Genomic DNA, 16,218 nt, shown 5'->3' with positions numbered 1-16,218 from the left:
GTTTTGTTTTATCCTGACTCTATGAAAAGAATCTTTGTTTTCGGTGTTTATGTATTTCTGGGATTGGCTTCGGATCTGGCCTCGGCCAAAGTGGCGGCAAGTCCTGCAACCTGGCTTCTTTCTTCTGATTTTTCAGTATCGCGCAAGCCGGCAAAGTCGGTGGATGCCACTTTGGTGAATATCTCCTTCAAAGACGACTTGATTGCTCTTTCTGAGTTTCGTCAGACCTATCAACATCTGTCAGATAAGGCTTTCCAGGAAAAATTGGAAGGCTCGCTGGAGCGGGACCTGATGTTCTTCCGGTCTTTTGTGAACACCTATTATCAGGATTTGGCACAGAATGTTTCTTCTTCCAGTCTGGTGCTTTGTTTGGGGGATGCTCATCCTGAAAATTTCGGTTTTATGAGTATCTCGGGTCAAACCGTTTATGTTTTCAATGACCTGGATGACAGCGGGGTCTGTCCTATTGAGTTCGATATACTTCGTTATTTTGCCTCTGTGGAGCTGGCGTTTCAGGATCGGGGGTTGCTGGAAAAAGCGGCCCTGGAATACAGTCAGGTTCTTTCCGGCAAAAAATTGGCAAGACATCTGGATTCGTCGTTGGTTCCAAATCTGAAAAAGCGGCGTGAAAAAATCCTGCGCAGATACACTCATGCAGGTGCTTTTAAAGAGTCTGAAGACTATGTGCTGATGTCAGAGTCCGAGAAAAAAACATGGCTGACTAATCTTAAAGATCTGCCTGTTTTTGCGAGGGTCCAATTATTAGATATCGTAAAAATACATCGCACAACCGGGGGGAGCGGGGGGTTGCAAAGATACTGGCTGCTGTCACAAAAAGACAACGTACAGGAAATTCTTGAATTGAAGGAGTTTCATAAGGCCGGAACCTCTTATGGGACTTGGGAGCAGCCGAGATGGGATGCGACCGAGCGTCTGAGTAAAATTAAGAAGTATATCTGGGGGCAGAGTCCGGAGTTTTACGATATCGCGTCAGTGGGAAATACTATCTTCCTGGTGCGGAGTCGAACGAAGGACTCTTTGGATCTTGGTGAGTTGTCCAAAAAGGAACTGGAGTCGGTGATGCTTGTGCAAGCTGGTATCCTGGCTGCGCACCACAAGCAGTTTGCCAAACAGGGGATTGCTGAGGTCGAAAAATGGATTCTTGCCAACGCCCCGAGGGTCGTTGAGCGCTATCGAAAATCGCTGCAGCAGTTGAAGCCATGATTCAACCAAGAGCAAAAAATCATTTGAAGCGGATTATTTTAAGCGCCATCACCGGTGTGATGGCGGGGGCTGCGGCGGCAGTGTTTCTTTTTGCTTTGGATCGTGCCACTCGCTGGAGAGAGCTTCATCCGCAGATCATTTGGTTTTTGCCTCTGGCGGGATTATTGTTGGGTGTTTTTTATCACTTGTATGGACGAAGTGTTGAAAAGGGCACCGGGCTGATACTGGAGCAGATCCACGACCCGCAGAACATCATTCCTTTAAGAATGGCACCGATGATTCTTCTGGGAACGGTTTTGACTCATTTGTTTGGTGGGTCGGCGGGCCGCGAGGGGACGGCCGTGCAAATGGGCTCGTCGCTGGCGGATCAGTTGTCGCGTTTTTTTTCGATCAGTAAAGAAGAACGAAAAGTCCTGCTGATTGCCGGAGCAGGGGCGGGTTTCAGTGCGGCGATTGGGGCCCCATGGGCAGGAGCTTTGTTTGGTTTGGAAGTGATTCAAGTGGGTCGCTTGCGCCTGTTTGCTTTGGGTGAGTGTTTGATTTCTGCTTTTGTGGCGTACTTTTTTTGTCGCTGGTTGGGGGCGCCTCATTCCATTTTTCCTCCGGTAACGGATTTGAATTACAGTGCGATATCTTTTGTGTGGGTGTTGGTGGCAGGATTGTGTTTTGGAATCGCAGCCAATGTTTTCATGCGATTTACTCACGCGGTGGAGTCCTTGCAAAAACGCTTTGTGAAAAGTCCGATGTGGCGCCCTTTTGTCGGCGGCGTTCTTTTGGTTTTGCTGTACTGGTGGCAGGGCAGTGATCGTTATGCGGGCCTGGGAATTCCGGTCATTCAGGAAGCTTTTCATCAATCACTGGCCTGGTGGGATCCGGTTTTAAAGGCGCTGCTGACGGGTGTGACAATTGGATCTGGATTTAAGGGCGGGGAGTTCATCCCCCTGGTGTTTATCGGCACCAGCCTGGGAAGTGCGCTGTCGGGTGTCTTGCCCCTGGGGCTTCCACTGCTGGCGGCGTTGGGGTTTGCGGCGGTGTTTGGTGCTGCCGCCAATACCCCCATGGCCTGCGCGATCATGGCCTGTGAACTTTTCGGCTGGCAGATTGCGCCCTATGCTCTTCTGGCCTGCTGGGTTGCCTACTTTATGACGGGCCATCTGGGGATCTATAAAAATCAAAAGATTGTTCGTTCAAAGAAAGACCAACTTCTGAATGTGTTTCGAAGATAAAAAACGCCCGGGGATCAAGGGCCCCAGGCATTTTCGATATATGTAAGTTGGAAGTTTGGTGTCCTGAATATTGTGAAAAAGTTACCTTTTTCGATCGTCGTGTTAGATGCCGACGCGATGAAATGGTATTTTGTTTCGCATGCGGATTTTACCTTTTTTGATGTCTCTGTTCTTTTCCTGTGTGGTGGTGGCTGTTGATTTGATGGATCCAAAGAATGATCCTGATGTGCAGTCCCATATCAAGCGGGGCTACTTTGAGCTTAAAGACGGTGATGGGCAGCCGGCTTCGCAAATCACAGAGGATGTGGTGCTCAGGATGCGTGATGATTTTCTGGCCTATGCAGAGCCTCGCCTGAGTGGTCAGACCCGGGACCTGACGGTGTCTGTTTCCTGGGATAATCCGTATTACACAGCCCATGCCCGCTACACAGACAAAGAGCTTTATATCGGACTGTGGGGCGGTTTTTTGCGGGCCCCCGGAATGAACACGTCGATTCTGTCTTTCACCATGTGCCATGAACTGGGACACCTGATCGGTGGCGAACCTCGACAGACCAATGATAGTGGCGAGAATATCACAGCCGAAGGGCCATCGGATTTCTTTGCGGCTTTCAAATGTGTGGCCGACTTTCTGGAGCGACACCCAGAGTACCGTCCACAGATATCACTCCAAGTTCGTCAGCTCTGCCAACAGTCCAAGGCCTGCGAATTGAGTCTTGAAGCGGGTCTTCAGACTTTTCAGTTTTTACAGAAGTGGGGTTTCGCACCTTATGAGCCGGTCTCATTGACGAAGAAGGCGCCCTCCGTGGAGGAGTTTGCGCCCAACGCGTACCCCATCTATCAGTGCCGTGTGGATACGGTTGTTGCGGGGGCTATTTGTCTTCGTGATCAGAGAAATACCTGCAGTCCCCCGCCATGCTGGTGGCCTCAGGGGCGTCCGTATCCACAAAATTAGATGGGACGGCGGCGTGATTTCGACGCCAGAATTTTCTTCATCAGACCGTCATCATCCTCGTCAAAGACATCACCAATGATTTCTTCAAAGATGTCTTCCATGGTGACCAGCCCGGAGGGTGTGGTCTGGTCATAGATGATGGCCATGTGGGATTTTTGTTCCTGCATTTTTAAAAGAATTCGGAACAAAGGCTCAAAGGACTTAAAGCGCAGAATCGGCCGGATCAGGTTCTGCCATTCCGATTCGCCATAGCGACGGGCGGTCAGAAACTCTTTGGTGTTGATCAGACCGACAATTTCGCCGTCGGATTCCAGAACGGGCAGACGCGTATGCCGGGAGTTCATGATGATCGTTTCAACGTCCTCCAGAGAATCTGATTTGCGCACGAAGATGACATCTTTCCACGGCAGCATGATTTCCCGGGCCATTTTCTTATCGGCACTGACCAGGTTCACCACGTATTGCTTGGTCTGCTGAGGAAGATCTTCAAACTCAATGTGCGCTTCTTTTTGGCCTGGATGAATCTGACCGAAGGTGAACAACTTCAAGACTATATTGGTGGACCATTCCAGCACTGTGACGGCCGGGGCCAGAAGTTTTTCGCCAAGATACAATCCCTGGGACGTCCACAGTGCTATGGATAAAGGATTGCGCAACGCCAGTGTTTTCGGGACAAGCTCGCCCACAACCACACTTAAATAAGAGATTGGCAGAACCACCATAGCAATAGCAATGGCTTCGGCAGTTTGTTCCGAGAACCTGAAGGCTTCCATCAACCAGGGACTTAACGCTTCCTCGGCGCCAGCACCACCGACGGCGGCGGCAATGGCTCCCACCAATGTGATCCCAATTTGAATGACCGAAAGGGTTCTTTCCGGATTTTCTTTTAGTCTAAGCAGACGGCGGGCATTTTTGTTTGTTGGTGCCAGTCGTTTTAACTGTTGACGATTGACGGTGACGAAAGCCATTTCCGATCCGGAAAGCAGCATATTCACAAATAAGCAGGCGGCAACAACAATAAACTCAGTCACAGGAGCCTCCTTGGAACAAGGGGGCAGGGATAAAAAAGGGGTACGTTTTCGGGTAAGGGTCAGGATCCATAGGGCGATAATCTACCGTATTGCGAGCTTCTTCGCAAAGGGGCAATGCAGCCAATCTTGTGGGGTTGTGTGCGCTGTGTCGCAAAACTTGAGGACATTGTATTTGCCTTTTCTGTCTTGGCTAAGGCATGAAAGGTCCAATATCAACCGTATAAGTGACCGATAAGGGGTCGCGTTTCTACCGGACGCCGTAAATGTCCGACTATGGAGGCTTATTATGAAAAAGTTTACCTTGCTAACATCTCTGCTTCTTTTGTTGGCTTCTTCTGCTTTCGCGGATTGGGCCCAGGATTTCGAAGAACTCAAAAATATCCCTCGCAGCTATGAAGATTCAGGAGCCATCTGTGAAGAGGTGGCTCGTTTGGATATGCAAAAAGAGTTTCCCTTCCCGCAATACAAGGTGGAAGTCGGTATTGCTTACGGAGATGGTTCACGCACCATTGGAGAACTGGATATTGTGATCCTGGATCTGCAGCAGAACAAAGTGATCAAAGTTGCTGAAGTGAAGTGCTGGAAGGACATTCGTGGTGGCTTGCAAAAGGCCATGGATCAAAGAGCACGCTTCATGAAACATAACAATTCCAGCAAGCCCTTGTATTTCCGGTCCACCTCAAGTCAGCAGGTGTTTGAACGTGAATTATTCGAGGACGTGGAAGAGTTCTTCTCTATCGCCCAGAAGGGTGCGGCCTCCGCGGGGTTTGATGTGGAGCTGGCTTACACGTTGAAAGAGATGCACCAGTACCGCACGGAGATGTTGCGCTGTCAGAGTCAGGGCATCTGCGCAAAGCCGTAGGGCCTAGTTCGGGGGCTTTCGGACATCCTGCCCAAAAGCCCCTTTTGCATGCGTTCCCAAGTTCCCTTAGATAGAACGCAAAATAAAATTAAATGATCTCATCATAGAACTGAAGGCTTGGCGCTTGTTGATAAAGCCCATGTAAGTAAAGTTTCTCACCAACGGCAGATCCAGTTCTTCTTCGCTGTGACCGGTGTAAATCACCACCGGAATGGGTTTGCGAATCTTGTGAACCTTTCTTTCTGTCAGAAGGCGATCCATCAACAGGAGAGTGTCACGGCCACCCATTTGTGGCATTTGCCAGTCCAGAATCACCAAATCGAAATGTCTATTCGCAAGAAGTGGGATGGAATCTTGACCGTCGAATGCCATCGTGACATCGCATTTGTAGTGATCCAGGATGTGAGACATAAGCTTCACGGAATCCAAGCTGTCATCGATTACTAGAACGCGGGGTGTGCGTTGTTTTTCGAGATTTGTTTCTAGCACCATGAGTATTCTCCCTGTTGTCGGGGAGCTCACAAAAAGCGCATCTGTCACAGAGTGGGACGATTTTGCGGTAGCTCCTACTTCGATTATTTGAACCGAAGTAGATCTGAGAATCTTCTAAAAGAGCTACCATGAAGGGATTTTAATGGAAGGTCTGCAAAAATGCAGGAAGAACTCACGTACAGATTACGCAAGTTCTTTTCTGGTTTGTTCAGTGACAAGAACTTCGCGCACCACGACCACTTTAATTGATCCTGGGTAATTGCATTCCTCTTCAATGCGCGCGGCGATCTTACGGGAAAGATCCATGGCCTGTGTGTCGTCCACTTTCTTGCCATTCACCATAACGCGACACTCGCGGCCACCACTCAGCACGAAGCAATCTGTGACACCAGGGAAGCTGCGAGCAATATCCTGAAGCTCCGAGACCTTCTGGTTGTAAGATTCAATTGTGGAACGACGTGCCCCAGGACGCGCCCCTGACACCGCATCGGCTGCGATCACCAGGAAGGCGTGGTCTGTGGAAGGCTGCTCATCAAAGTGATGGGCCTTCACGGCGTGAACCACATCCGGAGATTCTCCACGAGCAGCAATGAAGTCCGCACCAATCACGGCGTGTCCACCTTCCACTGTGTGGTCCATGGATTTACCGATATCGTGAAGCATCCCCACGCGACGGGCTTTTTTGATGTCCACACCCAGCTCCGCAGCCATCAGGCCTGCCAGCCAACCCACCTCACCGCAGTGGAAGTACTGGTTCTGCGTGAAGGAGTAGCGATAGCGCAAAGACCCCATCATCTGACGGATTTCGGCATTAAGCCCTTCAAGCTTCAGCTCTTTTGCTAAAGCATCGCCATCGTGTTTGATGTTTTTGAAAAGTTCTTTCTTCTGGTTTTCAGCAATCTTCTTGATGAAATCCGGAGTGATGTTTTTCTTTTCCTTAAAGATGCGCTCCAGGGTACGGCGAGTCAGTTCGCGGCGAACAGGGTCAAAGCCGGCAACACCGACCATGTCCATGCCTTCTTCCACGATAATATCGCAACCACAGGCTTCCTGAACGGCTTTGATATTGTTGCCGGCCGGGTCGCAGAAGAGTTTGCGGATGTGGGCGTCGGGGAAGTTCACTGCACCGATACCGCGCTCTGCGCAGTAAGGGCGGGCAAAACGATCAATCACCAGACTCAAGATGCGCTTGGCTTCCTGTTCGGCGTGCTCCTTGGCATCAGCTTCGGTTTCTTGGGCGATGCGGGCGGCACGACGGCGAGATTCCTCTTCCATCTGGTTTTTCAACTGAGTTTTAAAATCTTCAGCAGAGGTTCCCAGGCGCTCGGTCAGTTTTGTGACAAGCTCCTGATTCAGTGTCTTTTGGGTTTCCTTCAGCTTGTTCAGTTCCGCTTCCAGACCCCGCAAAGCCTGCTCTTGAGTTTTTACATCGGCTTCGCGATCTTGCAGTTTCTTTTTCTCTTCCTGAACGATGGCGTCGGCTTTGGCCTTCCTTTCGTTGGCCACTTCCTGCAAGTCCTCGATGCGCCCTTCGGCCTTTAGCATCTCGGGTTCCACTTTGGTCCAAAGTTCCATTTCAATTTCCTGGATGCGTTCTTTTTCCTCCAGGTTGCGAAGCTCAACGGCTTGTTGGGCTTCATCGATAATGTCTTGGGCTTCTTCACGGGCCAGGCGCAGGGTGCGCGCTCTTAGAAACTTGTGCAAGGCCCAGCCCAAACCACCACCGGCGACAATTCCAATTATGGCTGTAGCAATCATTGCAATCATAAGGGTACTCCTAATCCCGTTATTCTAACTCTCTCAAGCCACGCAAAGCAAATTTTCCGTCCCCCCGGTGGCTCTTTACTTCTGGCGTTATGGGGGGTAGGCTCACTTTCAGTGACGTTTAAGGAGGCAGAAATGGGTCATATGGCGTGTCAAACAAAGTGGACGGGGGAGATGGGCTTTGAATCGCAGATTCGCGCTCATAAGGTGATGATGGACGCAAAAGCCGATTTTGGTGGTAAGGACCAAGGACCAAGTCCCAAAGAGCTGGTTTTGGCCGGAATCTGTGGCTGCACCGGTATGGATGTGGTTTCGATCCTGAAAAAAATGAGACTCAATCTTCAGTCCTGCGATGTGAACGCAGAAACAGACACCACAGCGGGGCATCCGTCTATTTTCACCACCGTCGAGCTGCAGTTCCGCATTCAGGGGACGGATATCAAGCCGGATCAGGCGATGAAGGCGGTGAATCTTTCCATGACAAAGTACTGCGGGGTCAGTGCCATGATCGTCAAAGCGTCTCCGATTCACTATCAGGTCTTTTTAAATGATCAGAAAATCGGCGAGGGTCAGTCGCAGTTTGAGAGTCCTCAGTAATGATCACCCCGCAAATTCCTTTTGCAGAAATGGACTTCACCTATGCCCGTTCCCGCGGGCCTGGGGGGCAGAATGTGAATCGCACCAATTCGGCGGCGATTCTGCGGTGGAATTTGTTCGCGTCTCAGGTTCTTTCTGAAGAACTAAAAATACGCCTGCTGGAGAAGTTGGCGGGCCAGTTGACCGAAGACGGGGATTTGGTGATTCGCAGTGATGTTCATCGCGATCAGGATCAGAATCGTTCCGAATGTATCGCGCGTTTGCACGCCATTTTGCGCAAGGCCCTTTTTGTGCCGAAAAAACGTGTGGCCACAAGGCCCAGCAGAAGCTCGGTGCGCAAGCGCCTTGACAGCAAACGCAAGCACTCAGAAACAAAAACTCTCAGACAAAAAATTAAAGATTAAATAACGGGTTCAGCAAGGTGGGCTTTCGGCTCCTGGTCGCCGCCTTCAATCGCCTCAATTCTCCGGGACAGGAAAATAGCTACAAACGTGAAGGCAATGGCGATATATCCCACCACGGAATAGTGCTCAAGTCGGCCATCGGTGCCTGTTGTGACAATCAGTCCGGCAATATAGCTGGACACAGCCGAAGACAGCTGCTGCACGCAGCTGACAATGCTCATAAAGCTTCCACGATTCTGAGGGCGTGCCGTTCCTGAAACCAGGGCGGTGGCCGGGATCATGCGTCCTCCGGAAACAACAAAGAAGAAAGCGCAGATGGCTAGAACCACCCACAGCGGGGATTTCCCCAGATTGGTAATCACGGCATAGGGGATGAGAGTCACCAGAGCCCCCCATAGAAACACACGGTGTTTGCCGAAACGATCTGCCAGGCGGCCAATAAACGGAGAGGAAAAGATCGTGAAGGCGCCGCCGATCATATACATCAGCGGCAGTTGAGCCTCGGTCAGACCGGCATTGGCCACCAGAGAAGGCGACAGGAAAGGAATGATGGCAAAGTGGCCGAACATCACCGAGGACATGAAGTACAGAGCGCGGCGCTGATTTTTATTTTTACCAATTCGAGTCAGAGTATTCCACAAAGGTTCTTTGTTTTGCGGTCCTTGCAGATGCATTCGCATGGACGGTATTTTAAGCCAGATGATTCCGCAAAGAATCAACGATGTTCCGCCCAGAAATAGAAACGGAGCATGCCAGTTGTATTTGTTGGCCAGGAACAGACTGAAGGGAACTCCCAGAATGGAGGCCATCGAGAAGGAAGTCATGATGACTCCCATGGCGCTGCCCCGGCGTTCATAGGTGATGGCATCACTGACAATGGAAAGAACCAGGGAGCCCAACACGCCACCGAAGACACCGGTCAGGCCGCGCGCAAAGAGCAAGAGTTCATAGTTTGGCGACAGCCCACAGGCGATGGTTCCCAATGCGAAACCGACGAAGAAAAAGAGCAGGCTGGTTTTACGGTCAAATTTATCTAAAAAGAAAGAAGCCGCAAAGCCACTGAGTCCTGCAAAGAAGGTGTATGATGACACGAGGAGTCCGAAGTGGTGCGGATTGATCGCGAACATTCGCATCAACTGCGGCCCCAGAGGCATCATGATCATGAAATCCACGATAGAGCTGAACTGGATGGAGGCCAGGATCGCGAGAAGAACTTTTTCTTGTTTGGAAAACACGGGGGTCCTTTTTGTTGACGTGTTTAAAACTTACCGATAAGCCTTGGATATGGCAACAATTTGGAAGTTTACGAAGTTTGTTCTGGTTCTGTTGATTGTAGGTGTTCTTTTGTGGGTGATTTTGGCTAATTACAGTGTCATTTTCTCCAAGACTGTAGTGGGGCAAATCACAAGTGTTGAGCGTGTGGAGATCCCGGTGGCTCTGCTGACACGTGCAGAGGGGAATATCACATCTCAGGTGTTTTCTTTTGCCATCGGCATTAAGGACACCAAAACAGGTGAAATCTACACGTCATCTTCAGAAGACCGTCAGTGGGCTGTGGCTCAGCCAGGACAGTGTGCGGAAGCCGTTTTCCTTCCATATCCACCATGGCAATTTACGAAAAAGGACACTTTCTTCGGAGCCCGTTTGGTGCGCCTGTATGAGTGTGCCCAGTAAAGGAAGTGGGCTCGTCTGATGCCTGAAATATTGCTGCTGATTACATCTGTTTCCGCCGGGTTTCTGGGAGCTCTTCTGGGGCTTGGTGGTGGGATTATCATCGTTCCGGTTTTGACTTTGGTTTATCACATCGACATTCGGTACGCGATTGCAGCAAGTTTGATTTCAATTGTGGCGACGTCCTCAGGGGCGGCGGCCAGTTATCTCAAGGACTCTTTAACCAATCTTCGTCTGGCTGTTTTTCTGGAAGTGGGCACTGTCAGTGGCGCCATCGTTGGTTTTTTGATTTCTTCTTATATCAAAGCACAGTTTTTATTCCTTCTGTTCGGGGTCTTTTTGTTCTTTTCTGCAGTGATGATGTTGCGTCGGCGCGGAGAGCATATTTCCACAGTCAACCATCCTTGGGCTGAGAAACTGAAGCTGGACGGAGAGTATCCAGAGCAGGATCACCGCATGCTTCCCTACAAGGTCCAGAATGTCCCTTTGGGTCTGTTTGCCATGTTTGGTGCGGGTGTGATGTCAGCGCTTTTGGGGATTGGCAGTGGGATCTTCAAGGTGCTGGCAATGGATGGGTCGATGAGACTGCCTATTAAGGTGTCTTCTGCGACCTCCAACTTCATGATTGGTGTGACGGCTTCTGCCAGTGCGGGGGCGTATCTGTTGCGTGGTGATGTTCGTCCTGAGATTGCTGCCCCCGTGGCTGTGGGTATTATCATAGGCTCTTTTGTGGGGGCGAAGGCCATGGTGAAAATCCCGGCCGTTCGTATTCGTCAGATTTTTGTGGTGGTGTTAAGTATTGTTTCCATCCAAATGATCATCAAGGGGTTGAGATGAGCCAGGAGTCTCCAAAAAAGGATTCTCTTCACGAGCTGGAGTTGATCATCAGTCAGATCTTAAGAGGCGGTGTTCTTTTTTCCGGTCTTTTTCTGTTGCTGGGCTGGATGTGGATGTGGTTTCGCGACGGGGACAACCTGCGAACCTTCACAACATATGAACCTCGTCCCTTGATCGAAAGTATTCATTGGGCCCTGGTGACGAATGATCGAGCCCTGATGATCTCTTTGTTTGGCTTGGTGACGCTGGTTTGTTTGCCATTGGTTCGGGTTCTGATGACTGGTATTTTGTTTGTTAAACAAAAGGATCGAGGACTTGCCATCATGGCATTTGCCGTTTTTTTGGCCCTGGTGGGAAGCTTCCTGTTGGGGATTGAAATCTAGGCTGACGCTCTTACATCAGATTCCGGGCGATATACCATGGAATAAGAATGTAGATCGTCACATCGCGGATTAAATAGTACGCAAAGAAGATCGCAAAGAACTTCCACCCATAGCGCCGAATCACACCTTTAAGTCCACTTTCGCGGAAGATCTGTTTGGCCTCACGCAAGACTTGCGGTGTCCAACGGTCCAGGAATTTAATTTTTTTCGGCGTTGGCTTCATGAATGAAAAGACCCCTCACACTTATATCCTCTCCTTTGAAGGCCAGTGTCAAGGGGTCGAGGAAAAGGCAGGAGTCCGTGAGGAAGAGGGGATGAGAACAGGAGAGTTCGGAACTGTTCACGGACATCCTGTTTGTCTTTAGTAGACTCCTTCTTTCGCGTTTTGTCAAAAAGGTCGAGGTGTCAGGTAAAAGTGCTGGTCCATCTCTGGGCTGCGGTCCTAAGATTTAAATATGAATACTAAAAATCTCAAATTCACTCTGTTTGTCCATCTATATGGTCTAATGAAAATTCCACTGGTGTTGTTTGTGAGTCCTCGCGTGGTTGAGGCTGGCGACAAAAGATTTGTGCTGAAAATTCCTCTGGGGTATCGCACGAAGAATCACCTGAACTCCATGTACTTTGGTGCTCTGGGGATCGGGGCGGAGCTTTCAATCGCGGCGGCAGCGGTGGCGGCCATCACTGAAAGTAAAATGAAGATTGATTTTGTCTTTAAGGATTTTACTGCTCAGTACTTAAAGCGTGCGGCCGGGGATGTTCACTTTATTTGTGATGAAGTGGAAGCTGTGAAGTCTTTGATTGAAGAGGCCAAGACCAATCCCGAACGCATCGAAAGAAAAATGAAGGGCTACGCCGTGGTGCCTTCGGTGAATCCAAGTGAGCCCGTCATGACCTACGAGCTCACTCTTTCTGTGCGCAATCGATCACTGAAGTCCTAAGGTGGACAGATTCTTCACGCTCTCATCATATTCGTTGATGAGTTTGGCGTAGATTTCGCGAACGCTCAGGATGTCGTCCACCAGGCCCACGGACTGACCGGCTGTCCAGACGGTTTTCCATGTGGGTTTGCTGGCGGCTTCTTCCAGGGATTTCATTCCCATGAGATGAATCAGCGGCACCATGTATTTTTTGGTCATTTTGTTGTCCTTGAGGACTTTCATGGCCCACGGAAGTTCTGTTCCAAGTTTTTGCACATAAGGCGTGTTGATGACGGCCGCAGGTGTCCCAGACACCCGTGTGGTCATGACAATATCTTCTGGTGTCGACTTCACGATGGCCTCTTTATAAGACGCATCCACTTGTGCCTCGCGGCTAGCGATAAAGCGGGTGCCCACGCTGACGCCAGCTGCTCCCAGGGCCAGGCAGGCCGCAATCATCGAGCCATGAGCGATGCCCCCGGCGGCAATAATCGGAATCTGCAGTTCTGTTTTTAACCAGGGAATCAGTACAAGCGGAGATATCGGGCCGGCATGTCCACCAGCACCTGCACCGACGGCAATGACGCCATCAGCGCCAAGATCCTGCACCTTCAGGGCGTGCTCAAGATTGGTGACGTCGCAAAGTACTTTAGCGCCATTTTTGTGCGCATCTTGAATGACCGACTTGGGGCTTCCCAGGGAGGTGATAAAAAGGTCCACACCGTGATCCAGGGCGACCTTGATGTCCTGGGCCTGACGGGTGTTGCTTTTGTTAACGATGACATTCACGCCGATGGGCTTTTTTGTGCGGCTTTTGATGTTTTTCAAAGCTTCGGCGTACTGTTCGATGGGGCGATAGTTCAGCGCGGGGAAGGTGCCAATTCCACCGGCCTCGCTGGCTTCCACAACGATGTCTGTATTGCTGACCAAAAACATGGGGGCGGCGATGATGGGGAAGTCAATTCCCATGGAATCCGTGAAACTGGTTTTGATTTTTTTAAGCATAAAAAAGCCTCCTCGCCTTGGATTAAGGATACGAGGAGGCTTCAAGGACGCAAGTCTTTTTTAAGGCTTCAGATATCTGCTGAACAGAGTGAAGACTTCTTTTTTTATTGCTTCTTCGTGTTCTGGAGACTGTGGACCCAAAAGGCCTAGTTGCAGAATGTTGTTAAAGCAGGATACGACGAACAAAGCCATCATCTCACGGTCGCGACCTGGGTAAACCGGCATGTGGGCAAGAACCGCTTTTTGGTAGTGTTCAAAGAACACGCGGCGTGTTTCCCAGTAATCCAGCATTCCCTGAACGCCCTGCAAGGCGGTTCGAAGCGGGCGGTTGTCGTGGAAGCGTGTGAAGCCGATGTCAATGAAAGCATGAATCTTTGCATCCAGGTCCGGAGATTGAAGATGAGCCAATTTTTCTTCAATGTACGCCAGATCCTTTTGCAGAAGATCGTCAATCACCGCAGCAACGATCGCTTCTTTGTTGGCAAAGAACTGATAAAGAGAACCGATGCTCACGCCGGCCATTTCAGCAATCTTGTCGGTCGTTATGGCGTGGTAGGGTTCTTGGACCAGAAGTCTTGCGCAGGATTCAACAATGCTTGCCACCGTCTCTTTGGAACGTTTTTGAACGGGGATTTTCAGCATGTACTTCTTGTCTGTATTCGTGTGAGTTTGTGGAGCTGCACCCATAGTTTCCTCCTTTTGAGGTTTGTAAACTTGGCTCGTGTTCATATTCGGTCATCGGGGATTGTAATTCAATACTAGTTCCCTAAGTATCAATATATGATACCTAAGTCTTCTAGGGAAGTACGTCTTTACGAGATCTTAACATGAAACACAAACTATCGTCTTATTCTGGTTCGAACAGGGTAAATCAGTGATACATTACTTCATGGTAATCAAAAAGCAGTATAAATAAGAGCAAAACATTATGTTTGAGATGATTTTCGGTAGATAAAATCACTTTTTCCTATGGGGACGCTAATTCTTTGAGAGCAGAATTTTAAAACGAGGTTCACGATTCAGCTTAATAAATATGCAGAACCAGCATTCTTAGGTGGCAAAGATTTTGTTTTGAGAGGCTCCTTCGTTGCGATGCAAAACGCGCTCTAAAGCCTGTGACCTCACATTTTGAAATGCCCTATTAAGCTGCCTAAGTATATGGGATTGCGAACAATTGTATGTTTTCGTGGATATGAGATTTTTGTCGGACTTATGATTGCGGTCATAGATTGCCGTCGCCTTTCTTTGCACAATCAAGGCAAGAACAGGGGATGTTATGGATGAACAGAGAAATTTAGAACATTTTGCCAATCTGGGAACGAAGCTGGGATTGTGCGTAAAAGACCAAGAAAAGCGCGTGTTGTTCCAGAACGACAACTCCATTCGCACCTGTGGCAACATGATGGGGCAGCAGTGTTCAAAGACCTGTATGACTTTGTATCGCACGATCGAAGAGTGTTCTGCGATTTCTGAAGGGATGAAGTTATTCAAAGCGACGGAAATTGAAGGTCACAAGGTTGACGCTTTGATTGTTAACGACGGTGATAAAATCACAACAATGCTTTATCCTTTGGATGAAAGCGAAGAAAAGTTCCAGAAGCAGGAAGCTTACTTCCGCGAGCGCGGCTTGACCAAGAGTGAAATTAGAATCATGCAGATGGTTTTACAGGGAATGACCAATGCGGCAATTTCTGAAAAGCTTTTCATTTCGAAAGCCACTTTGAAAACTCATTTGAACAATATCTACAAAAAACTTCCAGCATCCATGCGTCCGTCTCAGGTGCGTGGTTAATTTTTTAAACTAGGGGGCCGGTTCTGCGAAACGGTCCTCTTGTTTGTCATAAAAGCGACGAGTCAGCACGTACACCGGACAGCTGGATTTGCGAACGACATTTCGCGTGTAACTTCCCAGTAGTGCCGCACTGAGAGGGCCACTCTGAGCCTCCATTACAATCAGATCCACCTCGTTTTTTTCAACTGCAGCCAAGATCAGCTCGTCGACCTCCTTAAATGTGCTGTCGATAATAAACTGAGCCCGAACGCCTTCTTTTTCGGCCCAATCCACCCAGTGCTGGGCGCGATGGCTTTGGGATTCAATGGTGAGTTCTACAATCTGTTCCAGAGATAGCATTTTGCCTTTGTAGTTATAGACGTGAGGTCGTGTGTCCAGTTCAAACAAACTTTCGATCGGTCTTGGGATGGCGTGAAGCAATGTGATGCTGGCACGCAGTTTTTTTGCTAGCTCGAGCGTGTGGCGGAAATTGTCCTTTGAGTGCTCTCCAAACTCTGTTGGGAATAGAATGTTTTTTGTCGTGTGAGTGTGGGATGAGTGAGGCCCGATCACGCAGACGGGGACTTCGCTTTGCAACAGCAAGCTTTCAGCAAAACTTCCCAGCATAAAACGTTGAATCCCCTGGCGTCCGTGGCTGCCTACGACAATCAAATCTGTTTGGGTCCGGGCGGCATAATGGGACAGGGTCTCCGCGGCCCCGGCGTGGGATTGTGAGGCGTGGGGAATAACCTTGGGATCCTTCAAAAAGGGCAGATTGTAGTCTGTTAAAACTTCGCGGAAAAGAGATTCGGCTGTTTGGGAATGATCCGTGACCCAGGCAGGAACTTCGTAAGTCGGAAGGACGATTTCGTTTTCCCGTAGAAGGTACAGAGGTTCGATTTCAGCCAGAGTGGCTTTGTGGATCTGAGTCAGATAGTCCGCCATCTTTTGGTTGAGTTCTTTGTTGTCCTCAAATGCATCTAAAGCCCAGATGATTCTCATAGAACCTCCCTGCTCTTATTTTGCCTGTGCAGGGTGGGGAGGCGGCAAGGGTCTGTCCTGGGTTCTTGTTGGGA

19 protein-coding genes and 1 riboswitch are annotated in these 16,218 nt (G+C 49.5%); of the genes, 11 read left to right on the top strand and 8 right to left on the bottom strand.

The window, feature by feature from the left end; all coding sequences use genetic code 11:
* Nucleotides 1-21: 21 nt before the first annotated feature.
* The 3 genes from ACZ5ZZ_RS09630 to ACZ5ZZ_RS09620 all read left to right on the top strand — a co-directional run bounded on the left by ACZ5ZZ_RS09630 (nucleotide 22) and on the right by ACZ5ZZ_RS09620 (nucleotide 3,405).
* The gene (locus ACZ5ZZ_RS09630) at nucleotides 22-1,224 is read left to right on the top strand and encodes a DUF2252 family protein (RefSeq protein ID WP_464139125.1); all 1,203 of its coding nucleotides are present in this window, start codon (nucleotides 22-24) and stop codon (nucleotides 1,222-1,224) included.
* Nucleotides 1,221-2,450, top strand: a complete 1,230-nt coding sequence (locus ACZ5ZZ_RS09625) for a chloride channel protein (protein ID WP_464139123.1) — start codon at nucleotides 1,221-1,223, stop codon at nucleotides 2,448-2,450. The genes ACZ5ZZ_RS09630 and ACZ5ZZ_RS09625 overlap by 4 nt, the downstream gene beginning before the upstream one ends.
* Before the next feature lie 160 nt (nucleotides 2,451-2,610).
* Nucleotides 2,611-3,405, top strand: coding sequence for a hypothetical protein (locus ACZ5ZZ_RS09620; RefSeq protein ID WP_464139122.1), 795 nt, complete (start codon nucleotides 2,611-2,613; stop codon nucleotides 3,403-3,405).
* On the opposite strand, the gene ACZ5ZZ_RS09615 is transcribed toward ACZ5ZZ_RS09620, so the two are convergent.
* Complete coding sequence (locus tag ACZ5ZZ_RS09615) at nucleotides 3,402-4,436, bottom strand: hemolysin family protein (RefSeq protein ID WP_464139120.1); 1,035 nt, start codon at nucleotides 4,434-4,436, stop codon at nucleotides 3,402-3,404. The two genes, ACZ5ZZ_RS09620 and ACZ5ZZ_RS09615, sit on opposite strands and share 4 nt — an antisense overlap.
* A gap of 196 nt (nucleotides 4,437-4,632) precedes the next feature.
* A riboswitch (purine riboswitch) is annotated at nucleotides 4,633-4,730 on the top strand.
* Between ACZ5ZZ_RS09615 and ACZ5ZZ_RS09610 the strand changes: the two genes are divergently transcribed.
* A complete protein-coding gene (locus tag ACZ5ZZ_RS09610; protein WP_464130809.1) occupies nucleotides 4,723-5,298 on the top strand; it encodes a hypothetical protein in 576 nt (191 codons plus the stop codon). It overlaps the preceding riboswitch by 8 nt.
* Nucleotides 5,299-5,364: 66 nt before the next feature.
* On the opposite strand, the gene ACZ5ZZ_RS09605 is transcribed toward ACZ5ZZ_RS09610, so the two are convergent.
* Nucleotides 5,365-5,790 (bottom strand): response regulator, encoded by a 426-nt coding sequence (locus ACZ5ZZ_RS09605; RefSeq protein ID WP_262551933.1) that lies wholly within the window; start codon nucleotides 5,788-5,790, stop codon nucleotides 5,365-5,367.
* 183 nt (nucleotides 5,791-5,973) lie between these two features.
* On the bottom strand, nucleotides 5,974-7,557 hold the full coding sequence (locus tag ACZ5ZZ_RS09600) for an Rnase Y domain-containing protein (RefSeq protein WP_464139118.1): 1,584 nt from the start codon (nucleotides 7,555-7,557) through the stop codon (nucleotides 5,974-5,976).
* 132 nt (nucleotides 7,558-7,689) lie between these two features.
* Here ACZ5ZZ_RS09600 and ACZ5ZZ_RS09595 point away from each other — a divergent pair, with 132 nt between their 5' ends.
* On the top strand, nucleotides 7,690-8,151 hold the full coding sequence (locus ACZ5ZZ_RS09595) for an OsmC family protein (RefSeq protein WP_464139116.1): 462 nt from the start codon (nucleotides 7,690-7,692) through the stop codon (nucleotides 8,149-8,151).
* A complete protein-coding gene (gene arfB, locus ACZ5ZZ_RS09590) occupies nucleotides 8,151-8,555 on the top strand; it encodes an alternative ribosome rescue aminoacyl-tRNA hydrolase ArfB (RefSeq protein ID WP_464116980.1) in 405 nt (134 codons plus the stop codon). Before ACZ5ZZ_RS09595 ends, arfB begins: the two co-directional genes overlap by 1 nt.
* Here the strand turns inward: arfB and ACZ5ZZ_RS09585 are convergent.
* Nucleotides 8,552-9,790, bottom strand: coding sequence for an MFS transporter (locus tag ACZ5ZZ_RS09585; RefSeq protein ID WP_464116979.1), 1,239 nt, complete (start codon nucleotides 9,788-9,790; stop codon nucleotides 8,552-8,554). The two genes, arfB and ACZ5ZZ_RS09585, sit on opposite strands and share 4 nt — an antisense overlap.
* Nucleotides 9,791-9,839: 49 nt before the next feature.
* Here ACZ5ZZ_RS09585 and ACZ5ZZ_RS09580 point away from each other — a divergent pair, with 49 nt between their 5' ends.
* Genes ACZ5ZZ_RS09580 through ACZ5ZZ_RS09570 form a run of 3 tightly spaced genes read left to right on the top strand, consistent with a single transcriptional unit; the run spans nucleotide 9,840 to nucleotide 11,446 of the window.
* The gene (locus ACZ5ZZ_RS09580; protein ID WP_464116978.1) at nucleotides 9,840-10,229 is read left to right on the top strand and encodes a hypothetical protein; all 390 of its coding nucleotides are present in this window, start codon (nucleotides 9,840-9,842) and stop codon (nucleotides 10,227-10,229) included.
* Nucleotides 10,230-10,247: 18 nt separating this feature from the next.
* The gene (locus ACZ5ZZ_RS09575) at nucleotides 10,248-11,063 is read left to right on the top strand and encodes a sulfite exporter TauE/SafE family protein (protein WP_464139115.1); all 816 of its coding nucleotides are present in this window, start codon (nucleotides 10,248-10,250) and stop codon (nucleotides 11,061-11,063) included.
* Nucleotides 11,060-11,446 carry a DUF1634 domain-containing protein gene (locus tag ACZ5ZZ_RS09570; protein ID WP_464130801.1) on the top strand — a complete coding sequence of 129 codons (387 nt, stop codon included), beginning with the start codon at nucleotides 11,060-11,062 and terminating at the stop codon, nucleotides 11,444-11,446. Before ACZ5ZZ_RS09575 ends, ACZ5ZZ_RS09570 begins: the two co-directional genes overlap by 4 nt.
* 10 nt (nucleotides 11,447-11,456) lie before the next feature.
* On the opposite strand, the gene ACZ5ZZ_RS09565 is transcribed toward ACZ5ZZ_RS09570, so the two are convergent.
* Nucleotides 11,457-11,669, bottom strand: a complete 213-nt coding sequence (locus tag ACZ5ZZ_RS09565) for a hypothetical protein (protein ID WP_464130800.1) — start codon at nucleotides 11,667-11,669, stop codon at nucleotides 11,457-11,459.
* A 232-nt stretch (nucleotides 11,670-11,901) separates the two neighbouring features.
* Here ACZ5ZZ_RS09565 and ACZ5ZZ_RS09560 point away from each other — a divergent pair, with 232 nt between their 5' ends.
* On the top strand, nucleotides 11,902-12,387 hold the full coding sequence (locus tag ACZ5ZZ_RS09560) for a DUF4442 domain-containing protein (RefSeq protein ID WP_464139114.1): 486 nt from the start codon (nucleotides 11,902-11,904) through the stop codon (nucleotides 12,385-12,387).
* On the opposite strand, the gene ACZ5ZZ_RS09555 is transcribed toward ACZ5ZZ_RS09560, so the two are convergent.
* Together ACZ5ZZ_RS09555 and ACZ5ZZ_RS09550 are read right to left on the bottom strand one after the other, a co-directional pair.
* Nucleotides 12,373-13,371: an NAD(P)H-dependent flavin oxidoreductase gene (locus tag ACZ5ZZ_RS09555; protein WP_464116973.1), complete on the bottom strand. Its 999-nt coding sequence runs from the start codon at nucleotides 13,369-13,371 to the stop codon at nucleotides 12,373-12,375. The two genes, ACZ5ZZ_RS09560 and ACZ5ZZ_RS09555, sit on opposite strands and share 15 nt — an antisense overlap.
* A gap of 60 nt (nucleotides 13,372-13,431) precedes the next feature.
* Nucleotides 13,432-14,058 (bottom strand): TetR/AcrR family transcriptional regulator, encoded by a 627-nt coding sequence (locus ACZ5ZZ_RS09550; protein ID WP_464116972.1) that lies wholly within the window; start codon nucleotides 14,056-14,058, stop codon nucleotides 13,432-13,434.
* A 589-nt stretch (nucleotides 14,059-14,647) separates the two neighbouring features.
* On the opposite strand from ACZ5ZZ_RS09550, the gene ACZ5ZZ_RS09545 reads away from it, so the two are divergent.
* Nucleotides 14,648-15,163, top strand: a complete 516-nt coding sequence (locus tag ACZ5ZZ_RS09545) for a helix-turn-helix domain-containing protein (protein WP_464116971.1) — start codon at nucleotides 14,648-14,650, stop codon at nucleotides 15,161-15,163.
* A gap of 9 nt (nucleotides 15,164-15,172) precedes the next feature.
* Here the strand turns inward: ACZ5ZZ_RS09545 and ACZ5ZZ_RS09540 are convergent, their stop codons facing one another.
* A complete protein-coding gene (locus tag ACZ5ZZ_RS09540) occupies nucleotides 15,173-16,144 on the bottom strand; it encodes a universal stress protein (protein WP_464130796.1) in 972 nt (323 codons plus the stop codon).
* Between the last annotated feature and the right edge of the window lie 74 nt (nucleotides 16,145-16,218).

The sequence above is a fragment of the Bdellovibrio sp. HM001 genome (genome assembly GCF_055397275.1).
Note: the sequence above shows the minus strand (reverse complement) of the source record. Positions and strands in the feature narration are given on the sequence as shown.